General features: G+C 58.1%; 23 protein-coding genes and 1 pseudogene. 16 read left to right on the top strand and 8 right to left on the bottom strand.

Annotated elements, in window-relative coordinates:
- Positions 1-78: 78 nt before the first annotated feature.
- Positions 79-1080 carry a tryptophan--tRNA ligase gene (trpS, locus tag AC0XWG_RS04355; protein WP_475680409.1) on the bottom strand — a complete coding sequence of 334 codons (1002 nt, stop codon included), beginning with the start codon at positions 1078-1080 and terminating at the stop codon, positions 79-81.
- A 199-nt stretch (positions 1081-1279) separates the two neighbouring features.
- Between trpS and fosA the strand changes: the two genes are divergently transcribed.
- Positions 1280-1705, top strand: coding sequence for a FosA/FosA2 family fosfomycin resistance glutathione transferase (gene fosA, locus AC0XWG_RS04350; RefSeq protein ID WP_475680760.1), 426 nt, complete (start codon positions 1280-1282; stop codon positions 1703-1705).
- Here fosA and AC0XWG_RS04345 read toward each other — a convergent pair.
- Positions 1691-2698 (bottom strand): LacI family DNA-binding transcriptional regulator, encoded by a 1008-nt coding sequence (locus AC0XWG_RS04345; RefSeq protein ID WP_475680408.1) that lies wholly within the window; start codon positions 2696-2698, stop codon positions 1691-1693. The genes fosA and AC0XWG_RS04345 overlap by 15 nt on opposite strands.
- Positions 2699-2883: 185 nt before the next feature.
- On the opposite strand from AC0XWG_RS04345, the gene AC0XWG_RS04340 reads away from it, so the two are divergent.
- The 4 genes and pseudogenes from AC0XWG_RS04340 (at position 2884) to AC0XWG_RS04325 (ending at position 7462) form a co-directional block, all read left to right on the top strand.
- Positions 2884-3972, top strand: coding sequence for a cellulase family glycosylhydrolase (locus AC0XWG_RS04340; RefSeq protein WP_475680407.1), 1089 nt, complete (start codon positions 2884-2886; stop codon positions 3970-3972).
- A 44-nt stretch (positions 3973-4016) separates the two neighbouring features.
- A pseudogene (locus AC0XWG_RS04335) lies at positions 4017-5412 on the top strand (MFS transporter).
- Between the two features lie 190 nt (positions 5413-5602).
- Positions 5603-6205 carry an ATP-dependent Clp protease proteolytic subunit gene (locus tag AC0XWG_RS04330; RefSeq protein WP_028016528.1) on the top strand — a complete coding sequence of 201 codons (603 nt, stop codon included), beginning with the start codon at positions 5603-5605 and terminating at the stop codon, positions 6203-6205.
- A gap of 135 nt (positions 6206-6340) precedes the next feature.
- Positions 6341-7462, top strand: a complete 1122-nt coding sequence (locus AC0XWG_RS04325; protein ID WP_208594045.1) for a ribosomal protein uL16 3-hydroxylase — start codon at positions 6341-6343, stop codon at positions 7460-7462.
- A gap of 96 nt (positions 7463-7558) precedes the next feature.
- On the opposite strand, the gene AC0XWG_RS04320 is transcribed toward AC0XWG_RS04325, so the two are convergent.
- Positions 7559-8974, bottom strand: a complete 1416-nt coding sequence (locus tag AC0XWG_RS04320; RefSeq protein ID WP_475680406.1) for an aminotransferase-like domain-containing protein — start codon at positions 8972-8974, stop codon at positions 7559-7561.
- Between the two features lie 176 nt (positions 8975-9150).
- Here AC0XWG_RS04320 and AC0XWG_RS04315 point away from each other — a divergent pair, with 176 nt between their 5' ends.
- On the top strand, positions 9151-9312 hold the full coding sequence (locus tag AC0XWG_RS04315; RefSeq protein ID WP_032666760.1) for a DUF1127 domain-containing protein: 162 nt from the start codon (positions 9151-9153) through the stop codon (positions 9310-9312).
- Between the two features lie 86 nt (positions 9313-9398).
- Here the strand turns inward: AC0XWG_RS04315 and pdxR are convergent, their stop codons facing one another.
- Entirely contained in the window at positions 9399-10787 is a 1389-nt protein-coding gene (gene pdxR / locus AC0XWG_RS04310; RefSeq protein WP_475680405.1) for a MocR-like pyridoxine biosynthesis transcription factor PdxR, read from the bottom strand.
- A gap of 102 nt (positions 10788-10889) precedes the next feature.
- On the opposite strand from pdxR, the gene AC0XWG_RS04305 reads away from it, so the two are divergent.
- Positions 10890-11369 carry a carboxymuconolactone decarboxylase family protein gene (locus AC0XWG_RS04305; protein WP_008501331.1) on the top strand — a complete coding sequence of 160 codons (480 nt, stop codon included), beginning with the start codon at positions 10890-10892 and terminating at the stop codon, positions 11367-11369.
- Here the strand turns inward: AC0XWG_RS04305 and AC0XWG_RS04300 are convergent.
- Entirely contained in the window at positions 11356-12258 is a 903-nt protein-coding gene (locus AC0XWG_RS04300) for a LysR family transcriptional regulator (protein WP_108089503.1), read from the bottom strand. The genes AC0XWG_RS04305 and AC0XWG_RS04300 overlap by 14 nt on opposite strands.
- 100 nt (positions 12259-12358) lie before the next feature.
- Between AC0XWG_RS04300 and AC0XWG_RS04295 the strand changes: the two genes are divergently transcribed.
- The 7 genes from AC0XWG_RS04295 (at position 12359) to AC0XWG_RS04265 (ending at position 17980) form a co-directional block, all read left to right on the top strand.
- A complete protein-coding gene (locus AC0XWG_RS04295) occupies positions 12359-13774 on the top strand; it encodes an aldehyde dehydrogenase family protein (RefSeq protein WP_475680404.1) in 1416 nt (471 codons plus the stop codon).
- A 75-nt stretch (positions 13775-13849) separates the two neighbouring features.
- A complete protein-coding gene (locus tag AC0XWG_RS04290) occupies positions 13850-14173 on the top strand; it encodes an antibiotic biosynthesis monooxygenase family protein (protein ID WP_049004977.1) in 324 nt (107 codons plus the stop codon).
- Positions 14166-14564 (top strand): amino acid-binding protein, encoded by a 399-nt coding sequence (locus AC0XWG_RS04285; RefSeq protein ID WP_049004976.1) that lies wholly within the window; start codon positions 14166-14168, stop codon positions 14562-14564. Before AC0XWG_RS04290 ends, AC0XWG_RS04285 begins: the two co-directional genes overlap by 8 nt.
- Entirely contained in the window at positions 14536-15231 is a 696-nt protein-coding gene (locus tag AC0XWG_RS04280; protein ID WP_475680403.1) for an ArsR/SmtB family transcription factor, read from the top strand. Before AC0XWG_RS04285 ends, AC0XWG_RS04280 begins: the two co-directional genes overlap by 29 nt.
- Before the next feature lie 148 nt (positions 15232-15379).
- Positions 15380-15850: a MarR family winged helix-turn-helix transcriptional regulator gene (locus AC0XWG_RS04275; protein ID WP_134708237.1), complete on the top strand. Its 471-nt coding sequence runs from the start codon at positions 15380-15382 to the stop codon at positions 15848-15850.
- Positions 15847-16914, top strand: a complete 1068-nt coding sequence (locus tag AC0XWG_RS04270) for an HlyD family secretion protein (protein WP_128348627.1) — start codon at positions 15847-15849, stop codon at positions 16912-16914. The genes AC0XWG_RS04275 and AC0XWG_RS04270 overlap by 4 nt, the downstream gene beginning before the upstream one ends.
- Complete coding sequence (locus AC0XWG_RS04265) at positions 16904-17980, top strand: DUF2955 domain-containing protein (protein WP_475680402.1); 1077 nt, start codon at positions 16904-16906, stop codon at positions 17978-17980. Before AC0XWG_RS04270 ends, AC0XWG_RS04265 begins: the two co-directional genes overlap by 11 nt.
- Here AC0XWG_RS04265 and AC0XWG_RS04260 read toward each other — a convergent pair.
- The gene (locus AC0XWG_RS04260; RefSeq protein ID WP_475680401.1) at positions 17977-19248 is read right to left on the bottom strand and encodes a DUF445 domain-containing protein; all 1272 of its coding nucleotides are present in this window, start codon (positions 19246-19248) and stop codon (positions 17977-17979) included. The two genes, AC0XWG_RS04265 and AC0XWG_RS04260, sit on opposite strands and share 4 nt — an antisense overlap.
- Before the next feature lie 169 nt (positions 19249-19417).
- Here AC0XWG_RS04260 and AC0XWG_RS04255 point away from each other — a divergent pair, with 169 nt between their 5' ends.
- Both AC0XWG_RS04255 and AC0XWG_RS04250 read left to right on the top strand, forming a co-directional pair.
- Entirely contained in the window at positions 19418-19705 is a 288-nt protein-coding gene (locus tag AC0XWG_RS04255; RefSeq protein ID WP_128348630.1) for a BrnT family toxin, read from the top strand.
- Entirely contained in the window at positions 19692-19994 is a 303-nt protein-coding gene (locus tag AC0XWG_RS04250) for a BrnA antitoxin family protein (protein WP_128348631.1), read from the top strand. Before AC0XWG_RS04255 ends, AC0XWG_RS04250 begins: the two co-directional genes overlap by 14 nt.
- Before the next feature lie 30 nt (positions 19995-20024).
- Here the strand turns inward: AC0XWG_RS04250 and AC0XWG_RS04245 are convergent, their stop codons facing one another.
- Complete coding sequence (locus AC0XWG_RS04245) at positions 20025-20663, bottom strand: LysE family translocator (protein ID WP_128348632.1); 639 nt, start codon at positions 20661-20663, stop codon at positions 20025-20027.
- A 48-nt stretch (positions 20664-20711) separates the two neighbouring features.
- The gene (locus AC0XWG_RS04240; protein WP_128348633.1) at positions 20712-21455 is read right to left on the bottom strand and encodes an AraC family transcriptional regulator; all 744 of its coding nucleotides are present in this window, start codon (positions 21453-21455) and stop codon (positions 20712-20714) included.
- Positions 21456-21575: the final 120 nt, after the last annotated feature.

Genomic DNA, 21575 nt, shown 5'->3' with positions numbered 1-21575 from the left:
TATTTTCGTAATAAACGAGTTAGCGGCTTCATGCCGGTGCCATACACTCCACCGCTAACTCTCTCTTAACTCACACTCTCAAAACACCGGCACCCCCAGCCCAACCTTCACCTCCCTCAACGTCTCCTGCGTCACCCCCTGCGCCCGTTCCGTCCCGCGCTTCAGCATCGCCATCAGCTCTCCCTTATCCTGCATATACATCGCCCTCCGCTCCCGCATCGGCGCAATCAGCTCCTGCAGGCACGCCTCCAGCTCGTTCTTGCAAACCCGGTCACCCAGCCCGCCCGCCTGATAGCGCGCCTTCATCGCCGCCACTTTCTCCTTGTCAGGATGAAACGCGTCGAGGTACGTAAACACCACGTTCCCCTCAATCTGCCCCGGGTCGCTCACCTTCAGGTGGTTCGGGTCGGTGTACATGGCGCTGACCGCACGGTGGATGGTCTCTTCGCTGGCCGAAAGGTGCAGCGTGTTGCCGAGCGATTTCGACATCTTGGCGCTGCCGTCGATGCCGGGCAGGCGGCTGGTGTCGCTCAGCATCGCCTTGCAGTGGCGCAGCACCGGGGCGGGCAGCAGGCTGTTCATCTTGTGCACAATCTCGTTGGTCTGCTCAATCATCGGCAGCTGGTCGTCGCCGACGGGCACGCACTCGGCCTTGAACGCGGTGATGTCCGCCGCCTGGCTGATGGGGTAGGCCATAAACCCGACCGGCAGCGAGCGGGCAAAGCCCTTCTGCGCAATCTCGTTTTTCACTGTCGGGTTACGCTCCACGCGGGCGACGGTGACGATGTTCATATACAGCATCGTCAGCTCGGCGAGGGCGGGCAGGGCGGACTGCAGGCAGATCGTGGTCAGGTTCGGGTCGATGCCGGCGGCGAGGTAGTCGGCCAGCACTTCGGGGATGTTGTCGCGGATCTTTTGCGGGTTGCTACCGTTGTCGGTCAGCCCCTGCAGGTCGGCAATCAGCACAAACTGGTTGTGCGTCTGCTGAAGCGCCACGCGCTGGCGCAGCGATCCGACGAAGTGTCCGAGGTGCAGCGGGCCGGTTGGGCGGTCGCCGGTGAGGATGGTTGGCGTGTTCATAAAGACTCCTTAATGTGCAATTGCCGAAAGGGGTCTTAGAAATGTGAAAGCCGCCTTTCGGCGGCTATCTGAAAATGGGGAAAACAACTCCGTGCCGCCTTTAAGAAGGCAGCCACCAGCGGTTTACGGTGAGCACGGCGTGGTTTATGTTCATCTCTGTACCGTACCACGTCCGGCGCGAAAAACAAAAGGGCACGTCATGCTGCAATCACTCAACCATCTGACCCTCGCGGTCAGCGACCTGCAAAAAAGCGTTACCTTCTGGCACGAGCTGCTGGGGCTTGCGCTGCACGCCCGCTGGAATACCGGGGCCTATCTCACCTGCGGCGATCTGTGGGTCTGCCTGTCGTACGACGAGGCGCGCCAGTACGTGCCGCCGCAGGAGAGCGACTACACCCACTACGCGTTTACCGTGTCGGAAGAGGATTTTGAACCGTTCTCGCAAAGGCTGGAGCAGACGGGCGTCACCGTCTGGAAGCAGAACAAAAGCGAGGGGGCGTCGTTCTATTTTCTCGACCCGGACGGGCATAAGCTGGAGCTGCACGTGGGCAGCCTCGCCGCGCGGCTGGCGGCGTGTCGCGAGAAGCCCTATGCGGGCATGGTGTTTACCTCAGACGAGGCTTGAGGCGCGCACCTTCAGCCTGCCCGCCAGCGTCACGTGCGTGGCGGCATCTTCCTGATTGCACAGGTACTCTACCGCCAGCCGTCCCAGCTCGCTGTAGGGCAGCTGGATACTGGTCAGCGGCGGGGTGAGCTGCTCGGAGATCTTCTGGTCGTCGTAGCCTGCCAGCAGCATGTCCTGCGGGATGCGCACGCCGTTCACCGCCAGCGCCTGATAGCAGCCAATCGCCAGCCAGTCGCTGGCGCAGAAGATGGCTTCCGGGCGCTCGGCCAGCTCCAGCAGCGAGGTTGTCGCGGTAAAGGACTCGCTGAACTGCCAGTTGGTCTGGCGCACCAGGTTGTCATCACACGCGAGTCCGGCCTGCTGTAGTGCCGCCTGGTAGCCCGCCAGACGCTGGCGGGAGGCTTCCATCCAGCTCTCCCCGGTGATGTGGGCGATGCGCGTGGCCCCGCAGGCGATGAGATGTTTCGTCACCTGGAAAGCGTTGGCGTAGTCGTCCGGGATAAACGACGGCAGCAGCGGCGAGCCGGGGTCTCGCTGGTTGAGCAGCACCAGCGGGATGCGGGTGCAGTCCTGGAACGCCGTCATGTCCACCAGTGTGGTGACCGGGGAGGCAAGAATAATCCCGATGCAGTTGCGCTTCTCCAGCTGGCGGATGATGTTCAGCGCCAGCTCGATGTCGTCTCCGTAGTCGTAGACGGTGAGCAGGGTCTCGTTGCGCCACGCCGCTTCCCGCGCCTGGCTGATGGCGTCAATAAACGGGTCGAAGCTCTGCATGGAGCTGACCAGCAGGGCGATCTCTTCCTGGTTGCGCGGGGCGTGAACGGCGGGGAGGCGGTCGTAGCCGAGCTCGGTGGCCACATTAATGACCCGCTGGCGGGTGTCGTCGCTAAGCTTGATGTTGCGGGACTGGTTGAGCACCAGCGATACCGTCGCCTGCGACACTCCTGCCGCCCGCGCAATATCGTTCATCGTCACTTTCGTTTTTCGCTTCATCCGTCCTCTCCCTTTCGCGACTTCGCATCATACCCTAACCGCACGCTTTAGCGCCGTCGATCACGTTTCTCATTCATCGAAGCGCGAACTTTGTGAGGGGCATCGCTTTTCTTCGTGCGAGAAATTGCGCATTTATCCCGCAACTAATATTTATTAGCTAAATATTATCAGTAAGAGGACGCGTAATGAAAGAGCAGTGGAGCAGGGAGCAGGCACAGGTGTGGTATGAACAAAAAGGCTGGCTGTGCGGGTTTAACTACCTGCCGTCGACGGCGGTGAACTGGACCGATATCTGGCAGGAAGAGACTTTCGATGCCGAAACCATCGACCGCGAGCTGGGTTGGGCGGCGGACGCGGGTTACAACACCCTGCGCATCAACCTGCCGTTTATCGTCTGGGAGCACGATCGCGACGGGCTGATGGCGCGCATCGACCGGTTTTTGACGATTGTCGACGGTCACGGCTTCAGCACCATGCTGACCCTGATGGACGATTGCGGCTTCTCCGGCGACGAGCCGTATCTCGGCCCGCAAAAGCCACCGGTGCCGGGCAAGCACAACAGCCAGGCAGCGGCGAGCCCGGGGCGCGACAAAGTGTGCGATCGCGACTGCTGGCCGCAGATTGAGCGCTATATCCGCGACGTTGTTCGCCAGTTTCGTGAAGACGGGCGCGTGCTGCTGTGGGATCTCTATAACGAGCCGGGCAACCGTGGCATTTTCGCGACGGGTACGCAGGAGGTGCAGTACGACGCGAAGCTGGAGACCTGTGCCCACGAGCTCATGAAACTGGCGTTCCAGTGGGTGCGTGAAGAAGACCCAACCCAGCCGCTCACGGTCTGCGCGTGGCGAGTCCCGCCGGAAGAGGAGGGTGAGACGTTCTTCCAGCATCCGCTGGACCAGACCGCGCTGGCGCTCTCGGACGTGGTGAGCTTCCACGCCTACACCAACACCGGGCGGATGACGGCGATTATTCAGCAGCTACAGGTGCTCGGGCGCCCGCTGTTCTGCACCGAATGGCTGGCGCGCCACGTGGGCAGCACCATCGAAGAGCAACTTCCGCTGATGTACATGGCGAAAGTCACGCCGTATCAGTGGGGGCTGGTGCGCGGTAAAACCCAGACGTGGCTGCCGTGGCCGGTGGTGATGAAGGAGTCCACGGACTACTGTCGCCTCTGGTTCCACGACGTGTTCGAGGAAAACGGTATTCCGTTCTCGCGCCGTGAAATCGCGCTGATGCAGAAGTTTCGTCAGATCGCCCCGAAAGCGCAGGGCTAATCATATTGACCCGGCGCCTGTCGCCGGGTAATCAGGTACGCACTATGGCAACGATAATGAAAATACCGTCTCGCGAGTTGTGGTCTTATTTTGGTTATGGTTTAGGTCAGTGTTTTAGCTTTGGTTTAGTGGGTTCGTTTATTAACTATTTTTACACCGACGTGCTGGGGATCTCGGCGCTGGCGGCGAGTACCATCTTCCTGATTGCCCGCGCGTGGGACGCGGTTCACGATCCGCTGTTTGCCAGCATTATGGACACCATTAACAGCCGGTTCGGCAAGTTTCGCCACTTTTTACTGATTGCACCGCTGCTGATCACCGGCGTCACGCTGCTGTCGTTCTATAAAATCGAAGCGGACATGACCACCAAAATCCTCTACGCCGGGGTGACCTACATCCTGTGGGGGACGCTGTACGCCATCTCCGATATCCCGTTCTGGTCGATGTCGTCGGTGATGACCAACGACTCCGCCCAGCGCACCCGCGCGGTAACGGCGGCGATGCTCGGGGTAAACGCCGGGATTGCCTGCGCCAACATCTTCTTCCCGAAGCTGGCGGCGTTTTTTTGCTCAGCACAGCAACGATAAAGGCTACTTTATGGCGGCGCTGGTGATGATGCTGGTGGGCCTGCCGCTGATGCTCAACGGCTTTATGCAGATCAAAGAGCGCGTGCCGCCAAGCCCGGAAAAGGTGACGATGCGTGATACCTTCCACAACCTGCGCCAGAACAAGCCGCTGTTTATCGTCCTGCTGTCGTTCTTCTTCTGCGTGTTCCATAACGTGGCGGGTGGTCTGTATATCTACTTCTTTATCAACAACCTGGGCGACGGTAGCCTACAAATGGCGATTGGCGTGATGGGGATAGTGGCGGCGGTGCTGTGCCTGGTCGCCCCGATGCTGACGCGCCGGATGCAGAAGCGGAAGCTGTTTATGATCCTCTGCGGGCTGGACGTGGCGGTGCGCGTGGTGATGTGGTTTGTCGGCTATCAGCAGGTGACGATGCTGTTCATTCTGCTCGGCCTGAGCACCCTGTTCGTGATGATGACCAACATCCTCACCTCGTCGATGATTGCCGACACCATCGAGTACGCGGAGTACCACACTAACAAGCGCTGCGCGGCGATCACCTTCTCGGGGCAGACCTTTACCGGCAAGATGTCGGTGGCGGTGGGGGGCGGGCTAATCGGCGTGTTCCTGACGATGATTGGCTACGTGCCGCAGGCGCAAATCCAGAGCGAAAGCGTGCTGTCTGGGCTGTTCTTCGGGATTTGTCTGCTGCCGGCGATAGGGTCGCTGATCCGAATGGGCTTTATGTCGCGCTTCACCTTTACCGAGGAGAAGCATGCGGAGATTTGTCGACTGCTGGCGGAGCGCAACGCGTCTGCGAAAGCGCCGGGTAGCGGCTGTGACTTACCCGGACTACAAAACCAACCCTTGTAGGTCAGATAAGCGAAGCCCAAAAGGCTTCGCTTTTAATCGTTTGCTCCGACCAGCTCAATCTGTGTTGCCGTTCGGAACCCGGTGCGGTAGCTGCAATCTTATAAACTCCCTCGCTGTCTGTCTCAGAGGACTTTGACCGGTAAAACAGGCTACACTCTGGTTTTGAGCGCGATAAGCTGAGGAAATAACAATGCACTACACACTGAAAGAAAGTGACAAGGATAAGGCTGAAGGGGCAAACGGCGCAGGCGCGCTGCAGCAAAAACTGCTGGAATCCCGTTCGATTGTCATCTCTGGTGAGATCAACCAGGAACTGGCGCAGAAAGTTATCACCCAGATGATCCTGCTGCAAAGCGTAAGTAACGATCCGATCAAACTGTACATCAACAGCCAGGGCGGCCACGTGGAAGCGGGTGATACCATCCACGACTTCATTAAATTCATCCGTCCGGACGTGCACGTCATTGGCACCGGCTGGGTCGCGAGCGCTGGGATCACCATCTTCCTGGCGGCGAAAAAAGAACACCGCTACTCGCTGCCAAATACCCGTTTCATGATCCACCAGCCGCTGGGCGGCGTACGTGGTCAGGCGACGGACATCGAAATCGAAGCGCGTGAGATCATCCGTATGCTGGATCGCGTGAACAAGCTGATTGCTGACGCCACCGGTCAGCCGCTGGAAAAAGTGAAAAAAGACACCGACCGTAACTTCTGGATGTCTCCGGCTGAAGCGCTGGATTACGGTATCGTGGGTAAACTGATTACTCATTATGACGAGCTGAAGCTCGATTAAGCGTTAAAATCGTGTATGTGTCGGGTAGTGGCTTCGCCTTACCCGACCTACGCGAGCTCGTTTGACCCATGACAAGTTCCCCCTCCACCGTCTCCCCTATAATCGCGCCTGTTTCCCCTCTCACTGGTGCTACCCATGGCGTATCAACTGAACCTGAACTGGCCGGAATTTCTCGAAAAATACTGGCAGAAAAAACCCGTTGTGCTGAAAAATGCCTTCCCGAATTTTGTTGACCCGATTACCCCGGACGAGCTGGCTGGCCTGGCGATGGAGCCTGAAGTCGATAGCCGTCTGGTGAGTCATTTCAACGGTAAATGGCAGGCCAGCAATGGTCCGTTCGAGCACTTTGATGGTCTGGGTGAAACCGGCTGGTCGCTGCTGGCACAGGCGGTGAACCACTGGCATATGCCTGCGGCGGAGCTGGTGCGTCCGTTCCGCGTATTGCCAGACTGGCGTCTGGACGACCTGATGATCTCCTTCTCTGTTCCGGGTGGTGGTGTAGGCCCGCATATCGATCAGTACGATGTATTTATCATTCAGGGGATGGGTAGCCGCCGCTGGCGCGTGGGGGACAAGCTGCCAATGCGTCAGTTCTGCCCGCATCCGGCGCTGCTGCATGTCGATCCATTCGAGCCGATCATCGACGAAGATCTGGCTCCGGGCGATATCCTCTATATTCCACCAGGATTCCCGCACGACGGCTTTACCCATGAAACCGCGCTGAACTACTCGGTTGGTTTCCGTGGGCCAAATGGCCGCGATCTGATCAGCAGTTTTGCCGATTACGCGCTGGAAAACGATCTGGGGGGAGAGCATTACAGCGATCCGGATCTGACCTGTCGCGAACACCCCGGCCGCGTGGAGCAGTATGAACTCGATCGTATTCGCCAGATGATGATCGATATGATCAGCAAACCTGACGATTTCACGAAATGGTTCGGCAGCTTTGTTTCTACGCCGCGTCACGAGCTGGATATTGCTGCTGCGGAACCGCCGTACTCAACAGAAGAGGTGCTCGATGCGCTGCAGGGTGGCGAAAGGTTATCTCGCCTGAGCGGGCTGCGCGTACTGAACATTAACGGCAGCTTCTTTATCAACAGTGAACTGCTGGAAACGGTAGATGCAAAGGCCGCAGATGCGCTGTGCCGCTACACCGAACTCGGTCATGCCGAGCTGGGCGATGCGCTGAAAAACCCGGCGTTTGTCGACGAGCTCACCGGGCTGATTAACCAGGGATACTGGTACTTCGACGAGTAGTGCGGTCTGTCGCCCGGTGGCGCTTCGCTTACCGGGCCTACGGGCGATAAGATGTAGGCCGGGTAAGGCGAAGCCGCCACCCGGCAAAAAACCGCACTACTCCTCCATCGCAATCACGATCGCCTCACCCATCTTCTTCAGTGCATCACGATTTTTTTTCGTCGGGGGCAGCGCCACGTTGATCCGCAGGCAGTTGCGATACTTCCCGGAGGCGGAAAACAGCGACCCGGCCGCCGCCTGGATCTTCAGCCGACACAGTTGTTTGCTGACGCACACCATATCCACTTTCTCTGGTAGCTCAACCCACAGCAGGAAACTTCCCTGCGGTCGCGTCACGCAAATCCCTGCCGGAAAATACTGCCGTACCCAGCAGGTGTAGGTTTCCATATTCTGCTGATAAATCTGACGCATACGGCGCACGTGGCGATGATAATGCCCGTCGCGAATAAATGCCGCCACCGCCATCTGGGTGCCGGGCACGTTAAAGCCACCTGCGGCGTATTTCATGTGCATCACCCGGTCATAATAGCGTCCCGGGACAATCCAGCCGACGCGCAGACCTGGCGCAACGGTTTTGGTAAATGAGCTACAGAGGATCACGCGACCATCAATATCCATCGAATGGATGGTGCGCGGACGCGGGTACTCCGCCGCCAGCTCGCCGTAGATATCATCTTCCACGATCACGATGTCGTGCCGCTGGGCCAGAGCCAGCACCTGCTTTTTACGCGTTTCGGGCATGATGAATCCCAGCGGGTTATTGCAGTTTGGCACCAGGATCACCGCTTTAATCGGCCACTGTTCCAGCGCCAGTTCTAACGCCTCAATGCTGATCCCGATTTCAGGATCGGTGGGAATTTCAATCGCCTTGATATCAAAGCCGCGCAGCATCTGCATGGTGCCGTGAAACGACGGCGACTCGACCGCCACGATATCACCCGGCTTGCAGACCGAGAGCAGGGCAATCGACAGCGCGCCGTGGCAGCCGTTGGTGATCACAATCTCATTCGCCGCTACGGTCGAGCCGCCATCCAGCATCAGGCGGGCGATCTGCTCGCGCAGCTCAAGACGGCCGTCGAGTACGTCATAGCTCAGCATCTCGCTCGGGTTATGCTGCGCAATACGGCTCATCTCGCGCCACAGAGGCTTCAGGCTCGGCTGGTTAATATCCGGTGAACCGCCACCGAAGGAGATCATCTCTTTGTCGGCGCGGGCATCCAGCAGCATCATCACCTCATCCCATTGTGTCACGTCCACGGGCCGCTGCACCGGGCGAGTCATGGCGGGAACGGGGGGCTGGGCTTTACGTTGTGAGACAAAATAGCCGGAACGCGGCTGGGGGGTGATCAGCTGGAGATTTTCGAGGATCTGATACGCCTGCTGTATGGTGCTGATACTCACGCCGTGCTCCTGGCTCAGCGCACGTACCGACGGTAAACGTTCTCCGCTGCGATACAGCCCTTGTTCAATGCGTTCTGCCAGAAGGTTGGCAAGATGTTGGTAGCGCGTCATGCTGTATCCTTTGTTTTCACCATACAGATTGTAAAACCAGTACAGATTGCCGCAAAAAACGGCATGCAGATACTGTTTTAGCGGATCTGTATGTTAAACAAAAGCTGTTTTTGAATCTGTATTGTGCATGCCGTTTTCCCTGATGATATCCCCACTGGCACAGCGAGGAGAGCATCATGGAATTCTATGAGAATCGTTCAAAACGTCCGTTTATTGCGTTTGTCTGGATCGCGAAAACGCTACGCAACTGGTACCGCATCAACCGTACCCGCCGCATTCTGAGTCAGATGAGCGACGAGCAGCTCAGGGATGTTGGGTTGTCGCGATATGATGTGTGATCCACGTCGCCGCCGGGTGGCGGCTGCGCCTTACCCGGCCTACTCGATCCCGTAGGCCCGGTAAGCGTAGCGCCACCGGGCGATTTTCAGCTCAACAGCGCAAGCGTCTGCCGTTTCGGTCTTTCCAGCAGCTCAATCGCCTCCTGATATGTCTGCACGTTGTTATACCCCATCACCAGCCCATAGCGTTTACCCGACCCGCGATACCATTCCGAAAGCGCATTCACCTGCAACTGTTGTTCCTGCCAGCAACGGGCGATTTCTCTGTCGCAACTGCCTTTCGTCAGAAAGGCCACGATATGCATCCCGCCATCGTTTTGCTCGGTGAAAAACAGATCGCCATACACCTCGCGCAGGGCGGCAATCATCCAGTCGCGGCGGGTCTGGTATAGCGCGCGCATCTTTTTCAGGTGACGGAAAAAATGGCCTTCGTTGAGAAACGCGGTGAGGATCTTTTGCGTCAGCACCGGCTGGCCGCTGGTGGTGATGTCAGCACAGTCGGTAAACGCCCCGACGGTGCTGGCGGGCATCACCACGTAACCCATGCGCAGTGACGGCATAATGGTTTTACTGAAGGTGCCCATAAAAATCACCCGGTCGTGCGGATCGAGGCTTTTCAGCGACGGCAGCACCTTACGGGTGTAGTGAAACTCCCCGTCGTAATCGTCTTCGATAATCCAAGCCGCGTTCTGGCTTGCCCAGTCGAGCAGCTGCTGCTTGCGCGGCAGGGAGAGCGTCACCGCCAGTGGGCTCTGGTGCGACGGGGTGACAATGACAAAACGCGCATCGCGATGGTGACGAAGTAGATAATCTGTATCGAGGCCGCAGCGATCGACCGGCACCGTGTGCAGGCGCGGGACGATCCGCTTGAGCAACTGCTGGCCCATAAAGTAGCCCGGATCTTCAAACACCACCTTGTCGCTGCGGCTGGCGAGGGTGTCGAGGATCAGGCGCAGGCTGCCGCTGTAGCCGCTGGTGATCAGCACCTGTTCGGCGCTGCAGGAGAGCCCGCGCGAGATGTTGAGGTAGCTGGCGATGGCCTGGCGCAGCGGATACCAGCCCGGAACGGGCGGGTTGAGCATCTCCTCCTGGCGCATGGCGCGCGTCGCCTGGCCTGCCAGCAGCAGCCATTTTTTATACGGGAAGCTGTCGAGCGCGGGGATGCCGGGTCGCAGAAAACCGGCCCGTTCGCGCTGGCTGATAAGCGATGCCGGAAGCGTGCCGGTGGGCTGTTCCGCAGGGGCATTTTTATCCGGTAACAGTAAATCCGGGTTGACCCGCGTGCCGCGTGCGCCCTGGCTCACCAGATACCCTTCGCCCGTCAGGATGGCATAGGCCGTTTCGACGGTTTTGCGCGCCACTTTCAGCTCTTCGGCCAGGACCCGTATAGCAGGCACTTTGTCGCCGGGCTTCAGCACGCCGCGCGTGATGTTGTCGCGATAGCGGGTATAGATCTCGTGATAGCCCGGCTTCATGTCCTACCTCATTTCACGTTTTTTGTATCTTTTTACTATGTCATGAACGGCGTAGATTTGCCTCATCGCATGACATATGCCGCACAAAAAAGAGGAAAGACAATGAGCACTCGCGTTAACCACCATAAAGCCACCCCCGCCCTCGCCAACGCGCTGTCTGCCCTGAGTATGGAGGTGGCGAAAACCTCCATCGACCCGGCGCTGAAGCACCTGATCGACATTCGCGTGTCGCAGCTGAACGGCTGTACCTTCTGCCTGGATATGCACTCGAAAGAGGCCAAAATTGCCGGCGAGCGCGAGCTGCGCCTGTACCATCTGGCGGCGTGGCGCGAGTCCCCGCTGTTCAGCGCTCGCGAAAAAGCCGCGCTGGCCTTCACCGAAGCGCTGACCCAGATTGGCGTGCATGGCGTGAGCGATGCGCTCTATCGCAGCGTGGCGGAGCACTTCTCGGACGTCGAGATTTCAGAGCTGAACTTTGCCATCGTGGCCATCAACGCCTGGAACCGTCTGGGGATCACCTCCCGCATGGCACCTGGCTCGCTGGACGCGGCCTACGGGCTGAATAAGGCTAACCTGGAATAATCCCGCGCTCGCGGATCATCGCCACCAGCGCCCGTAGTCCTGGCGGGACGTGGCGGTGGCCGGGGTAATACAGGCGCAGCCCGGCAAACGGCTGCGCCCAGTCGTTCAGGACGCTCACCAGTTCTCCACTCTCAAGCTCTTCCCGAATATACAGCTCCGGCAAAAATCCAACGCCTAATCCCGCTTTCACGGCGCGAATCGAAGCAAAAAGATCGGACGTCGCAAAGCGCGGTGGCACGGCAAGCGCGTACGTTTCCCCCCGACGCGCCAGCTCCCAACGGTAGATCCCGCCGTGGGCCATACGCATGCCGATCCCCTGGTGTTGCAGCAGATCGTCCGGCGTCTCGGGTATGCCGTGCTGGGCGAAATAGCCCGGCGTAGCGGTGACAAGCTGGCGGATCTCTCCGGTCAGCGGCACGGCGATCATGTCCTGAGGCACGGACTCTTCAAGGCGGATCCCCGCGTCATAGCCTTCAGCAACGATGTCGATCATCTTTGCTTCGCTTACTGTTTCCACGCGCATTTTCGGGTAGCGGATCATAAAGTCGATCAGCAACTGATCCAGGAATAGCGTGCCGATATTGTTTGGCACGTTCAGGCGCAGCGTTCCGGCGGGTTCCCCGGTATCGCTGTGGATCTCCTCGCTGGCGAGACGGATCTCCTGCAGGGCTGGGCCAATACGTGCCGCGTAGCGCTTTCCGGCGTCGGTGAGCGCTACGCTGCGGGTGGTGCGGTTAAAAAGGCGGATATCAAGGCGACTCTCCAGCCCGGCGATGGCATTGCTCACCGCCGTGGCGGACATCCCCAGCTCCTGCGCCGCGCCGCGAAAGCTACCGCGCCGCACGACGGCCATTACCACTTCCAGCTCTGTCAGACCTGAACGATGCATAGATTATCCTGAAAATCGAAACAACCCTTGCAGCATAGCGTGGATTATCGCAACGGAGAAGCCGTGCCAGACTGTCCTCACACAGCCTCAGGAGGGTTATATGCACACTATCGAACAGATCTTTATTAACGGCGAATTTGTTACCCCGCACGGCACCGAACGGTTTGATTTGTACAACCCGGCGACGGCGCAGGTCATAGGGCAGGTCCACCTGGCGGATGAGGTTGACGCCGGGCGCGCCATCGCGGCGGCGAAAGCGGCATTTCCGGCATGGTCGCAAACCTCAAAGCAGGAGCGCATCGCAGCGCTGAAGCGTATGCACGCGGCTGTGGTGGCCCGTCATGACGATTTGCTGGAAGCCGTCATCGAAGAGTACGGCGCGCCGGCCTCGCGCTCGGCGTGGATGGCCAGCTATCCGGCAGATGTTATTGCTCAGGCGATAGAGGCGCTGGAGGCGTTTGAATTCGTTACCTCCGCAGGCGCAGCAACGGTGCAGATGACCCCGCTGGGTGTAGCCGGGCTGATTACGCCGTGGAACAGCGACGCGGGCTTTATCTGCGGCAAGCTGGCAGTCGCGTTGGCAGCGGGCTGTACGGCAGTTATCAAGCCGAGCGAAATGAGCGCTCTGCAAACCCAGATTGTCACCGAAGCGCTGCGTGATGCCGCGCTGCCGCCGGGCGTGTTTAATATCGTCACCGGGCGCGGCGAGACGGTGGGTGACACCATCAGCCGCCATCCGGACGTGGCAAAAATTTCGTTCACCGGTTCGACGAATACCGGTAAGGCTATCCTGCGCAACGCGGCGGAAAGCTTTAAGCGCGTGACCCTGGAGTTAGGCGGTAAATCGCCGACGGTCCTGCTGGATGATGTGGATCTGGTTCAGGCGATCCCGCTTGTGATTCAGGCCGGGTTTATGAACAGCGGGCAGGCGTGTGTGGCCGGAACGCGCATTCTGGTGCCGCAGTCGCGTAAGTTGGAGATCGAAACCGCGCTGGCGCAGGCAGTGGCGGCGGTGAAATCCGGTGACCCGCGCGATAGCGAAACGGATGTCGGCCCGATGGTCAGCGAAAAGCAGTGGCAGCGGGTGCAGGGCTATATCCGCAAGGGCACAGAAGAGGGAGCACGCCTGCTGGCAGGCGGTGAAGGGCGACCGGAAGGCACGCAGGACGGCTGGTTTGTGCGCCCGACGCTGTTTGCGGACGTGAATAACCAGATGACGATTGCCCGCGACGAGATTTTTGGCCCGGTGCTGTGCGTGATCCCCTATCAGGACGAGGCGGAGGCTGTCGCCATTGCCAACGACACCGAGTATGGCCTGAGTGCGGTGGTACTGGGCGGTGATGTTGAGCGTGCGCGTCGCGTGGCGCAGCAGATTGTCTCCGGTCGCGTGCTGATAAACACGCTTGCTCATGAACCGAAAGCACCGTTCGGCGGGTTTAAGCACTCTGGCGTGGGGCGTGAGATGGGCGAGTGGGGGATTCGGGCGTTTATGGAGCCGAGGTCAATTCTGGGCTAAAACTTCGCTATTTACCGAAGCATTGTGCTTATCCATCCCGCATGCTCTCCTCAACATCACCACGGAGAGACCCTCATGATCGCAGTTATTTTCGAAGCCAAAGCCGCGCCAGCCCATCAGGCGCGCTATCTTCAGCTTGCCGCAGAGCTTAAGCCTTTGCTGGCCGACATCGACGGCTTTATTGATATCGAACGTTTTCAGAGCCTGACCACCGACGGCAAAATTCTGTCCCTTTCCTGGTGGCGTGACGAAGAGGCTATCCGTCACTGGAAGCAGAACGTTTTTCACCAGGCGGCGCAGGCCGAAGGACGGGCGTCAATTTTTGCGTACTACCGCATTCGGGTGGCGCAGATGGTGCGGGAGTATAGTTCCGAAACCGGAGGGCATGCCGATGTATGACCTTCACGTGATTTTCAGCGACGGGCCCGGCGAACTGGCGCGCTTTGGGCAGCTGTTAGGCCGCAACGGCGTGGGGCTGGAGGGCGGTGGCGTATTTGGTACCGATGCCCATTTTCTCGTTGAGGATGGAGAAAAAGCGCAACGTGTTCTGATGGCGGCAGGATTTACCGTGCAGGCGGTGCGCAAGCCGATTATCAGGAAACTCAGGCAGGAGCGGCCTGGCGAGTTAGGCGACATTGCGGCGGCGCTGGCGGCACGCGGTGTGTCTATTCTTACTCAGTATAGCGACCACGCAAATCACCTTATTCTGCTGACGGATGATGATAAGCTGGCCGCAGAGATCACCGAACCCTGGGCGACCCATGTTAAAAACGAGCTTACCGCCAGATAACAGTGCGGTGCTGGAACAGGCCATTGCAGCGGTGGCTGCGGCAATGGCCGATCCGTCGCGCGTGAAGATGCTCTGCGCGCTAATGGACGGACGCGCGTGGACGGCTACCGAACTGAGCACCGCGGCAGATGTTGCACCGTCGACTGCCAGCGGGCATCTCGCCCGGCTGCTTGAAGGGCAACTGATTACCTGCCTGTCGCAAGGGAGGCATCGCTATTATCGCCTTGCCGGGCACGACGTGGCGGCGCTGGTGGAGCAGATGATGGGGCTTTCGTGGAGCCGCATTACTCCACCGGAAACCACCGCGCCGAAAGCCATGCGGGAAGCCCGGACCTGCTACGACCATCTGGCGGGTACGGTGGCGGTGCAGATCTACGATTTCATGCAGGCTGAAGGCTGGCTGGAGGCTGACGGTTCAGCGCTGACCCTGTATGGCCGGGAGCAGTTCCTGACGCTCGGCATTTCGTTAAGCGCTCATCCGCGGCGGAAGGCCTGCTGCGCCTGTCTCGACTGGAGCGAGCGGCGGTTTCATCTTGGCGGAGAGGCGGGCGCGGCGCTGCTTACTCATTTGGAAAGTAAAGGCTGGATCCAGCGGGTGGCGGGGTATCGGGAGGTGGTGGTGACGGCTTCGGGGAAGAGCGCCATTACCAGACGTTTTAGTCATTAAATTCCGCTGCGGGCTGATGCCCTCACTCCGACCCTCTCCCTGTGGGAGAGGGATATATCGTTTCGCAATTCCTGCGCTTTTACCTCTCGTTTCTTGATACTTACCCTGATAACTATTATCGTGACCGCGTGTGATGAGAGGTTTCCCCATGAGTGAAGAAAATCTGTTTAGCCGCAGGCCGATGGGCATGCGGATGGCAATGATCGTGCGTCAGTGGCGTGCCGTCATTGACGATGCCATTCTCGATACCGGATTAACCCAGTCGAGCTGGACAGTAATGATGCAGCTTCATCAGCTTGGGGATAACGTCTCGGTGAGTGAACTGGCGGAGATGCAGGGGATTGAACTGCCGCCGCTGATGCGCACTCTGACACAGCTGGAAAAGCAGGGATACCTGCTGCGCTCCGTATCGCCTTATGACAAGCGCATCCGGCTTCTGACGCTGACGCCTGAGGGAAAAACCATATTAAAAAGGCTTACTCAGGTGATTGAGACATATCAGGCGCGTGTATCGCAAAACATCGCGCCGGAACATATCGACATTTTCAGCGCCACCCTGAATCAATTCGCCTGCAATTTGCGGACAATCCGCGAAGAAGATAACAAGATCGAAAAATAATGACGCCTGAACAAAAGTTTGCCCGCTGGGTAAGGGTGAGTATTGCCTCTTTCCTGCTGATGTTTGTCTACTTTATCGTCGCGGATATCTGGATCCCGCTGACGCCAGATTCCACCGTGATGCGCGTGGTGACGCCGGTTTCTCCGCGCGTCTCCGGCTACGTGGCGGCAGTTCACGTGCATAACAACAGCCAGGTGAAGAAAGGCGATCTGCTCTTTGAACTGGATGACACGCCGTTTCGCAATAAAGTGGAAGCGGCGCAAATCGCGCTGGAGCAGGCACGTCTTTCCAACGAACAGCTGGATGCGCAAATCGCCGCCGCGCAGGCCAACCTGAAAACCGCCGTGCTGACCGCGCGTAACGACAAAGTCACGTTTGATCGTTATCAGAAGTTGAGCACCCTGCAGAACGTTTCGCAGGCGGATCTGGATAAAGTCCGCACCACCTGGCAGAGCAGCGAACAGTCTGTCAGTTCGATTCAGGCCAATATCCAGAACCTGCGTATCCAGCGTGGCGAGCGGGACGAGCACCGCAACGTGACGCTGCAAAAATACCGTAACGCGCTGGATGAAGCGGAGCTTAACCTCGGCTGGACGAAGGTTTACGCCCAGGCGGACGGCACGGTCAGCAACCTGCAGTTGAGCCCCGGCTTCTACGCTTCTTCCGGTTCCGCCGCGCTGGCGCTGGTGAACAACCAGACCGATATCGTGGCCGACTTCCGTGAAAAAAGCCTGCGTCATACCCATCAGGGCACCGACGCGGCCGTGGTGTTTGACGCCTTTCCGGGGCACGTCTTTCGCGCCCACGTGACCAGCAGCGATGCGGGGATCCTTGCGGGCCAGGAGGCCGTTAACGGCCAACTGTCAGAGCCGGAAACCTCTAACCGCTGGGTACGTGATGCCCAGCGGATGCGCATTCACGTGACGCTGGATGAAACGCTGCCGAAGCATCTGCCAACCGGGGCTCGCGCGACCGTGCAGCTCTACAACAGTGAAGGCCCGTTTGCGCGCTTCTTCTCCGGGATGCAGATCCATCTGGTAAGCCTGCTGCACTATGTCTATTAATACGCTGGCGCGGGTATTTACCCCGCACGGTAATATCGTCTACACGGCAAACGATTTTCGTCAGACCCTGCGCATCGTTTTTGCCGGGATGATTGCCCTGAGCATCTCCAGCTTCTACAACACCAGCTACGGCGTGTTTTATGTGGTCTACCCGATCATGCTTCTGTCGCTGGTCCCGGTGTTTAACCGCCACGTGGCGAAGCAGTTTATCTTCAGCGCATCGCTAAACTGCGTTGAAATGGTGATTATCATCGGCTATCTGTCGCAATGGCCGCTTATTATGACGCTGGTGGTGTTTGCCCTGTACGTGATGCGTTTTCGCTTTATGAGCAAGGGGCCATTGTTCCTGTTCGGTTCGATGGGGGTGGTGTGTCAGAGCGTGATGCTCAACTTTATGAGTTACCCCACCACCAACTGGCACACGCTTTTGTTTTCCAACATCGAAGCGAGCATCATGGCGGTATGCCTGAGCGCGCTGATGAACTATCTCCTGCCGGATGTGGAGCCACGCAAGCCGCCACCGCTGATTGAGAAAGACGACGCCCGGGTGCGACACGAGTCGCTGCTCTCCGGCACCGTCGCGACGCTGATATTCGTGGTGTTTCAGATTAGCGATTTAAGCGATTCGCTCTCGGCGCTGATGGCGGGGATATTGATTCTGTTCCCGATGCACTATCGCGGCGCGGTGATGAGCTCCATCTGGCGCGTGGTCGGCGTAGTGCTGGGCTGTCTCTATATTCTTGTCGTCCAGCTTATCCTCTACGATCACAGCAGCCATATGCTGCTGATGATGCCACTTATTGGCCTCGGCCTGGCGTTTGGTGCGCGTCTGCATGTGATGGAGAAAGTGGGGGCCGGGGTGGGGTTTTCCAGTATTACCACCATCGGCATTATGTTCGGGCAGAACATGCACCCGGACACTGACCTGGTGTTCAGCGATCTCTATCGCATCACCTCCGTCACCTTTTCGCTGGTAGCAACGCTGACGATGGTCTTTCTCGTGCATCTGGTTTTGAATCGCTTCGAGGCGACGCGCTACGTTATCGCGCCGCCCAAAGAAGATTAGAAACTCAGTACGACGGGGAGTTGCGAGAGTAAAAACAGGATCAGGCCAATCGTCCCGCCCACCAGCGTGCCGTTGACGCGGATGAACTGCAGATCCTTGCCAATATTCAGTTCAATCTGGCGGGACATATCTTTGGCATCCCAGCTTTTCACCGTGTCGCTGATGTGCCGGGTCAGGAACGCGGCGAAATCCGGCGCCAGGCGATGCGCGGCCTGCTCCAGATGCTCGTTCAGCGACGCCCGCAGGCTGGCGTCGTTTGACAGCGTTTCGCCAAACCACAGCCCGGCGTTGGCGATGCGCTGCTTCACGCGCGAATCCTCACTTTGCATATCCGCTTTCAGCCACTGGCGCAGGTCGGCCCACATTTCCCCCAGATAGCGGTTAAACGCCTCATCGTTCTTCAGATAGTGCTTGATGTTGTCGGCTTTCGCCGCCATCTCCGGGTCATTTTTCAGGTTGTCGATAAGCTTCAACGTGGCGCGGTCGAACGCCTGGCGGATCTGGTGCGTGCGGTCGTGGCTGATATCGTCCAGCAGCGTATTTACCGCGTTCGATACCATCTCCGCACTCTGGTCACCTAGCCACTCGGTGGGAAGTACCATCGCCTTGCGCGGGTGCTCGGTCTTCAGCCAGTGGACAATCTGGTCGGCAATAAAGTCCCGCGTGCTTTCCCGCTGAATCAGGGTAATCAGGCGGTTGATGATGGCGTCCAGCAGCACCTGGTGGCGATTATTTCTGGTCATGCTTTCGAGGATCACGGCGCTGGTTTCGGTGAAATCCACTTTATCGATAGCCTTATGCACCGCGCGCTTGAGCAGACGCTGAATGCGTCCGTCGTCGGTGAGTTCGAGAAAACCGCTCATCACCTGCATCAGATGCAGCCCGACGCGCTGGGCGTTGTCTGGTTTACTGAACCAGGCACCGATCATCTGTGCGGGTTCATAGCGGCGGATCAACGCCACCAGCGACTGGGTATCAAGAAATTTTTCCTGCACGAACTGGCCTAGATTGTCGCCGATCCTGTCCTTATTGCGCGGGATAATTGCCGTATGGCGCGAGATGAAGGGAATGGGCACTCTGCGGAACAGCGCAACCACGGCAAACCAGTCTGCCAGCGCGCCGACCATCGCCGCCTCGGCAATGGCCTTCACGCCGCGCCCCCAGAAAGTCTGCGGCAGGAACAGGGTGGTGATAAACGCCGCAGAGGCCAGCAGTAGCAGCGACAGCGCCAACAGCTTGGCGCGTTTGAGTTCAGTAATTTTTTCCATGGGGTAAGGATAGAGTGAGACGGGAGGAAAGTGCAAAGCAGGGAGCGTTATGTCTTTCCCGCTTCTGGAATCTGCCTTCCGGAAGTAAACACATCTTTTGCATATTGGGTTTAATCCTTGTGCAATTTGTATATGCTTTTTTGTATATACAATCAGGGAAGAGTACACTATGCCAATGGAGTATGAGTGGGATAGCAATAAGGCGAAAAGTAACCTGCGAAAACATGGCATACGCTTTGAGGATGCGGTTATGGTTTTCGACGATCCTTATCATTTGTCTATTCAGGATCGCTATGAGAACGGTGAGTTTCGCTGGCAAACCATCGGCCTTGTGCAAGGCCTTCTTGTTATTCTGGTCGCACATACGGTACGTTTTGAAAGCGGAGGAGAAATCATCCGTATTATTAGCGCACGAAAAGCGGACCGCAAAGAGAGGAGCCGTTATGAGCATCGTTAAACATAAACGAGGTAGTGCGCCTGAGGTAAGCCCTCGTCGTGAGGCTGAGCTCAAAGCATTAGCTGAAAAACCAGAAGCAGAGATTGATTACAGCGATATCCCTGCTATGGACGATGAACAGTGGTCAGGGGCGGTGCGAGGGAAATTTTATCGACCACTCAAAACTCAGGCATCTGTACGCATTGACGCTGACGTGATGGAGTGGCTTAAACGGCCTGGAAAAGGTTACCAGACGCGGCTGAATGCTATTTTGCGTGAAGCGATGCTGCGCGATCAAAACAAAAAATAAATAGCGGGCAGCGTTGGGCTGCCCGCTCTCTCAGCGTGTATTTTCCACCAACCGCCACAACACCCACCCACCAAACCCCATCAGCACTACTCCTGCCGCGCGCTCAATCAACCACAGCGAACGGCTGAGCTTCTGTTGCACCGCCGATAGCCCCATCAGCGACACCAGCGCCAGATCCCACACCAGAACCACCATCACCATCCAGACGCCGCAGGTCGCCTGCTGAAGCAGCGTGACGTCCGGTCCCAGTAGCGCCGTCATCAGCGCCAGATAGAACAACGCATTCTTCGGATTAAGCAGCGCGGAACCGAGCCCCAAAAGAATCTGCTTACGCAGTGAAGGGAAGCGCTGGTGAGTTTCATTCAGCGCCAGTGCCTGCGGTCGGCTGCGCACCAGATGCGAGCCGATCCATAGCAGGTACAGCGCCCCGCAAAGCTCGATAAGCGTAAATAGCCACGTAAACTGGCGCAGCGCGCTCCAGCCGATAATGACCAGTAAGATATACAACCCGTTGCCCGTAGCGATGCCGACGCACAGCCCGGCGCTGCCGCGTAACCGATAGCGCGCCGAGTAGCCCACAAGCAGGAAGAAATCCGGGCCCGGGCTTAACAGGGCAACAAAATGCGCCAGCGCCAGGGCGAGAAAAGCCGAAGGGAAGAACAGTTCCATAGCGACCTCAGAATGCAAAACCGGGTACAGACTACGGAAACGCAGAACCTATTTATTGTCTGATATTGATCGGCCCGTGGCGTACTGGCGCGGCGTGGCGGCGGTATAGCTCACGAAGGTCTTGTGAAAATGGCTCTGGTCGGCAAACCCGCTCTGGTAGCCGACGTCGGCGATATTATCCCCGGCGCGCAGCCGCGCTTTGGCATACTCTACTCGGGAGATATTGAGGAAGCTCCCCGGCGTCAGGCCGGTATCCTGTCTGAAAGTGCGGATCAGCGTCTCCTTGCGCAGCGAGAATCGTTGGGCAAGTTCGTCTAGGGAAGGCGGGCTGGCGAGATCGGAAAGAAATGCCTCCTGAACCTGCTGGCTGGTTACGCGAAGCGCGTCTGCGTTATCCGCACAGTGCGGAAGGGCAGAAAGCAGCCTGTCGACGGATGCCGGAGACATCGTCTCCACAATATCAAGGTAGTACTTAAAGAGCGCAGGGTTGCGAATCACCTGAAGCGCCAGAGGAAGCCCGGTGTCGATATAGAGCATGTGGTAGCTGCGCGGCTTTCCGGCGACGGGGTTGCAGCTGTGCGGCATATAAGTTGGGATCACAATCAGGTCCCCGGGCTGGAGGATGTACTCTCTGTCATGGCACATGCAGCAGGTCTGGCCTTCTACTATCGCGCCAATGGAGATCTGAGGATGACAGTGACGTTTGTACGCCTGCGTACTCTGCCACGTGCTGCGCAGCTCAAGTCCTGAGGCGCGGTTAAACGTCTGGCGGATATGTCGGGTATTGGTCATGGGAACTCCTTCTGGAGGTTTTTTATACCACGTCAAACAACTGTCTGGCAGCGCTTCATTAAGAACCTTCCGGATATACCCAACTTTACGTCCATAGCCAGTCACGTTGACTACCCTTAA

This window comes from Enterobacter sp. DVT3837, assembly GCF_056238685.1.
The sequence above is the reverse complement of the archived record's forward strand: the minus strand, read 5'-3'. Positions and strand labels throughout refer to the sequence as shown.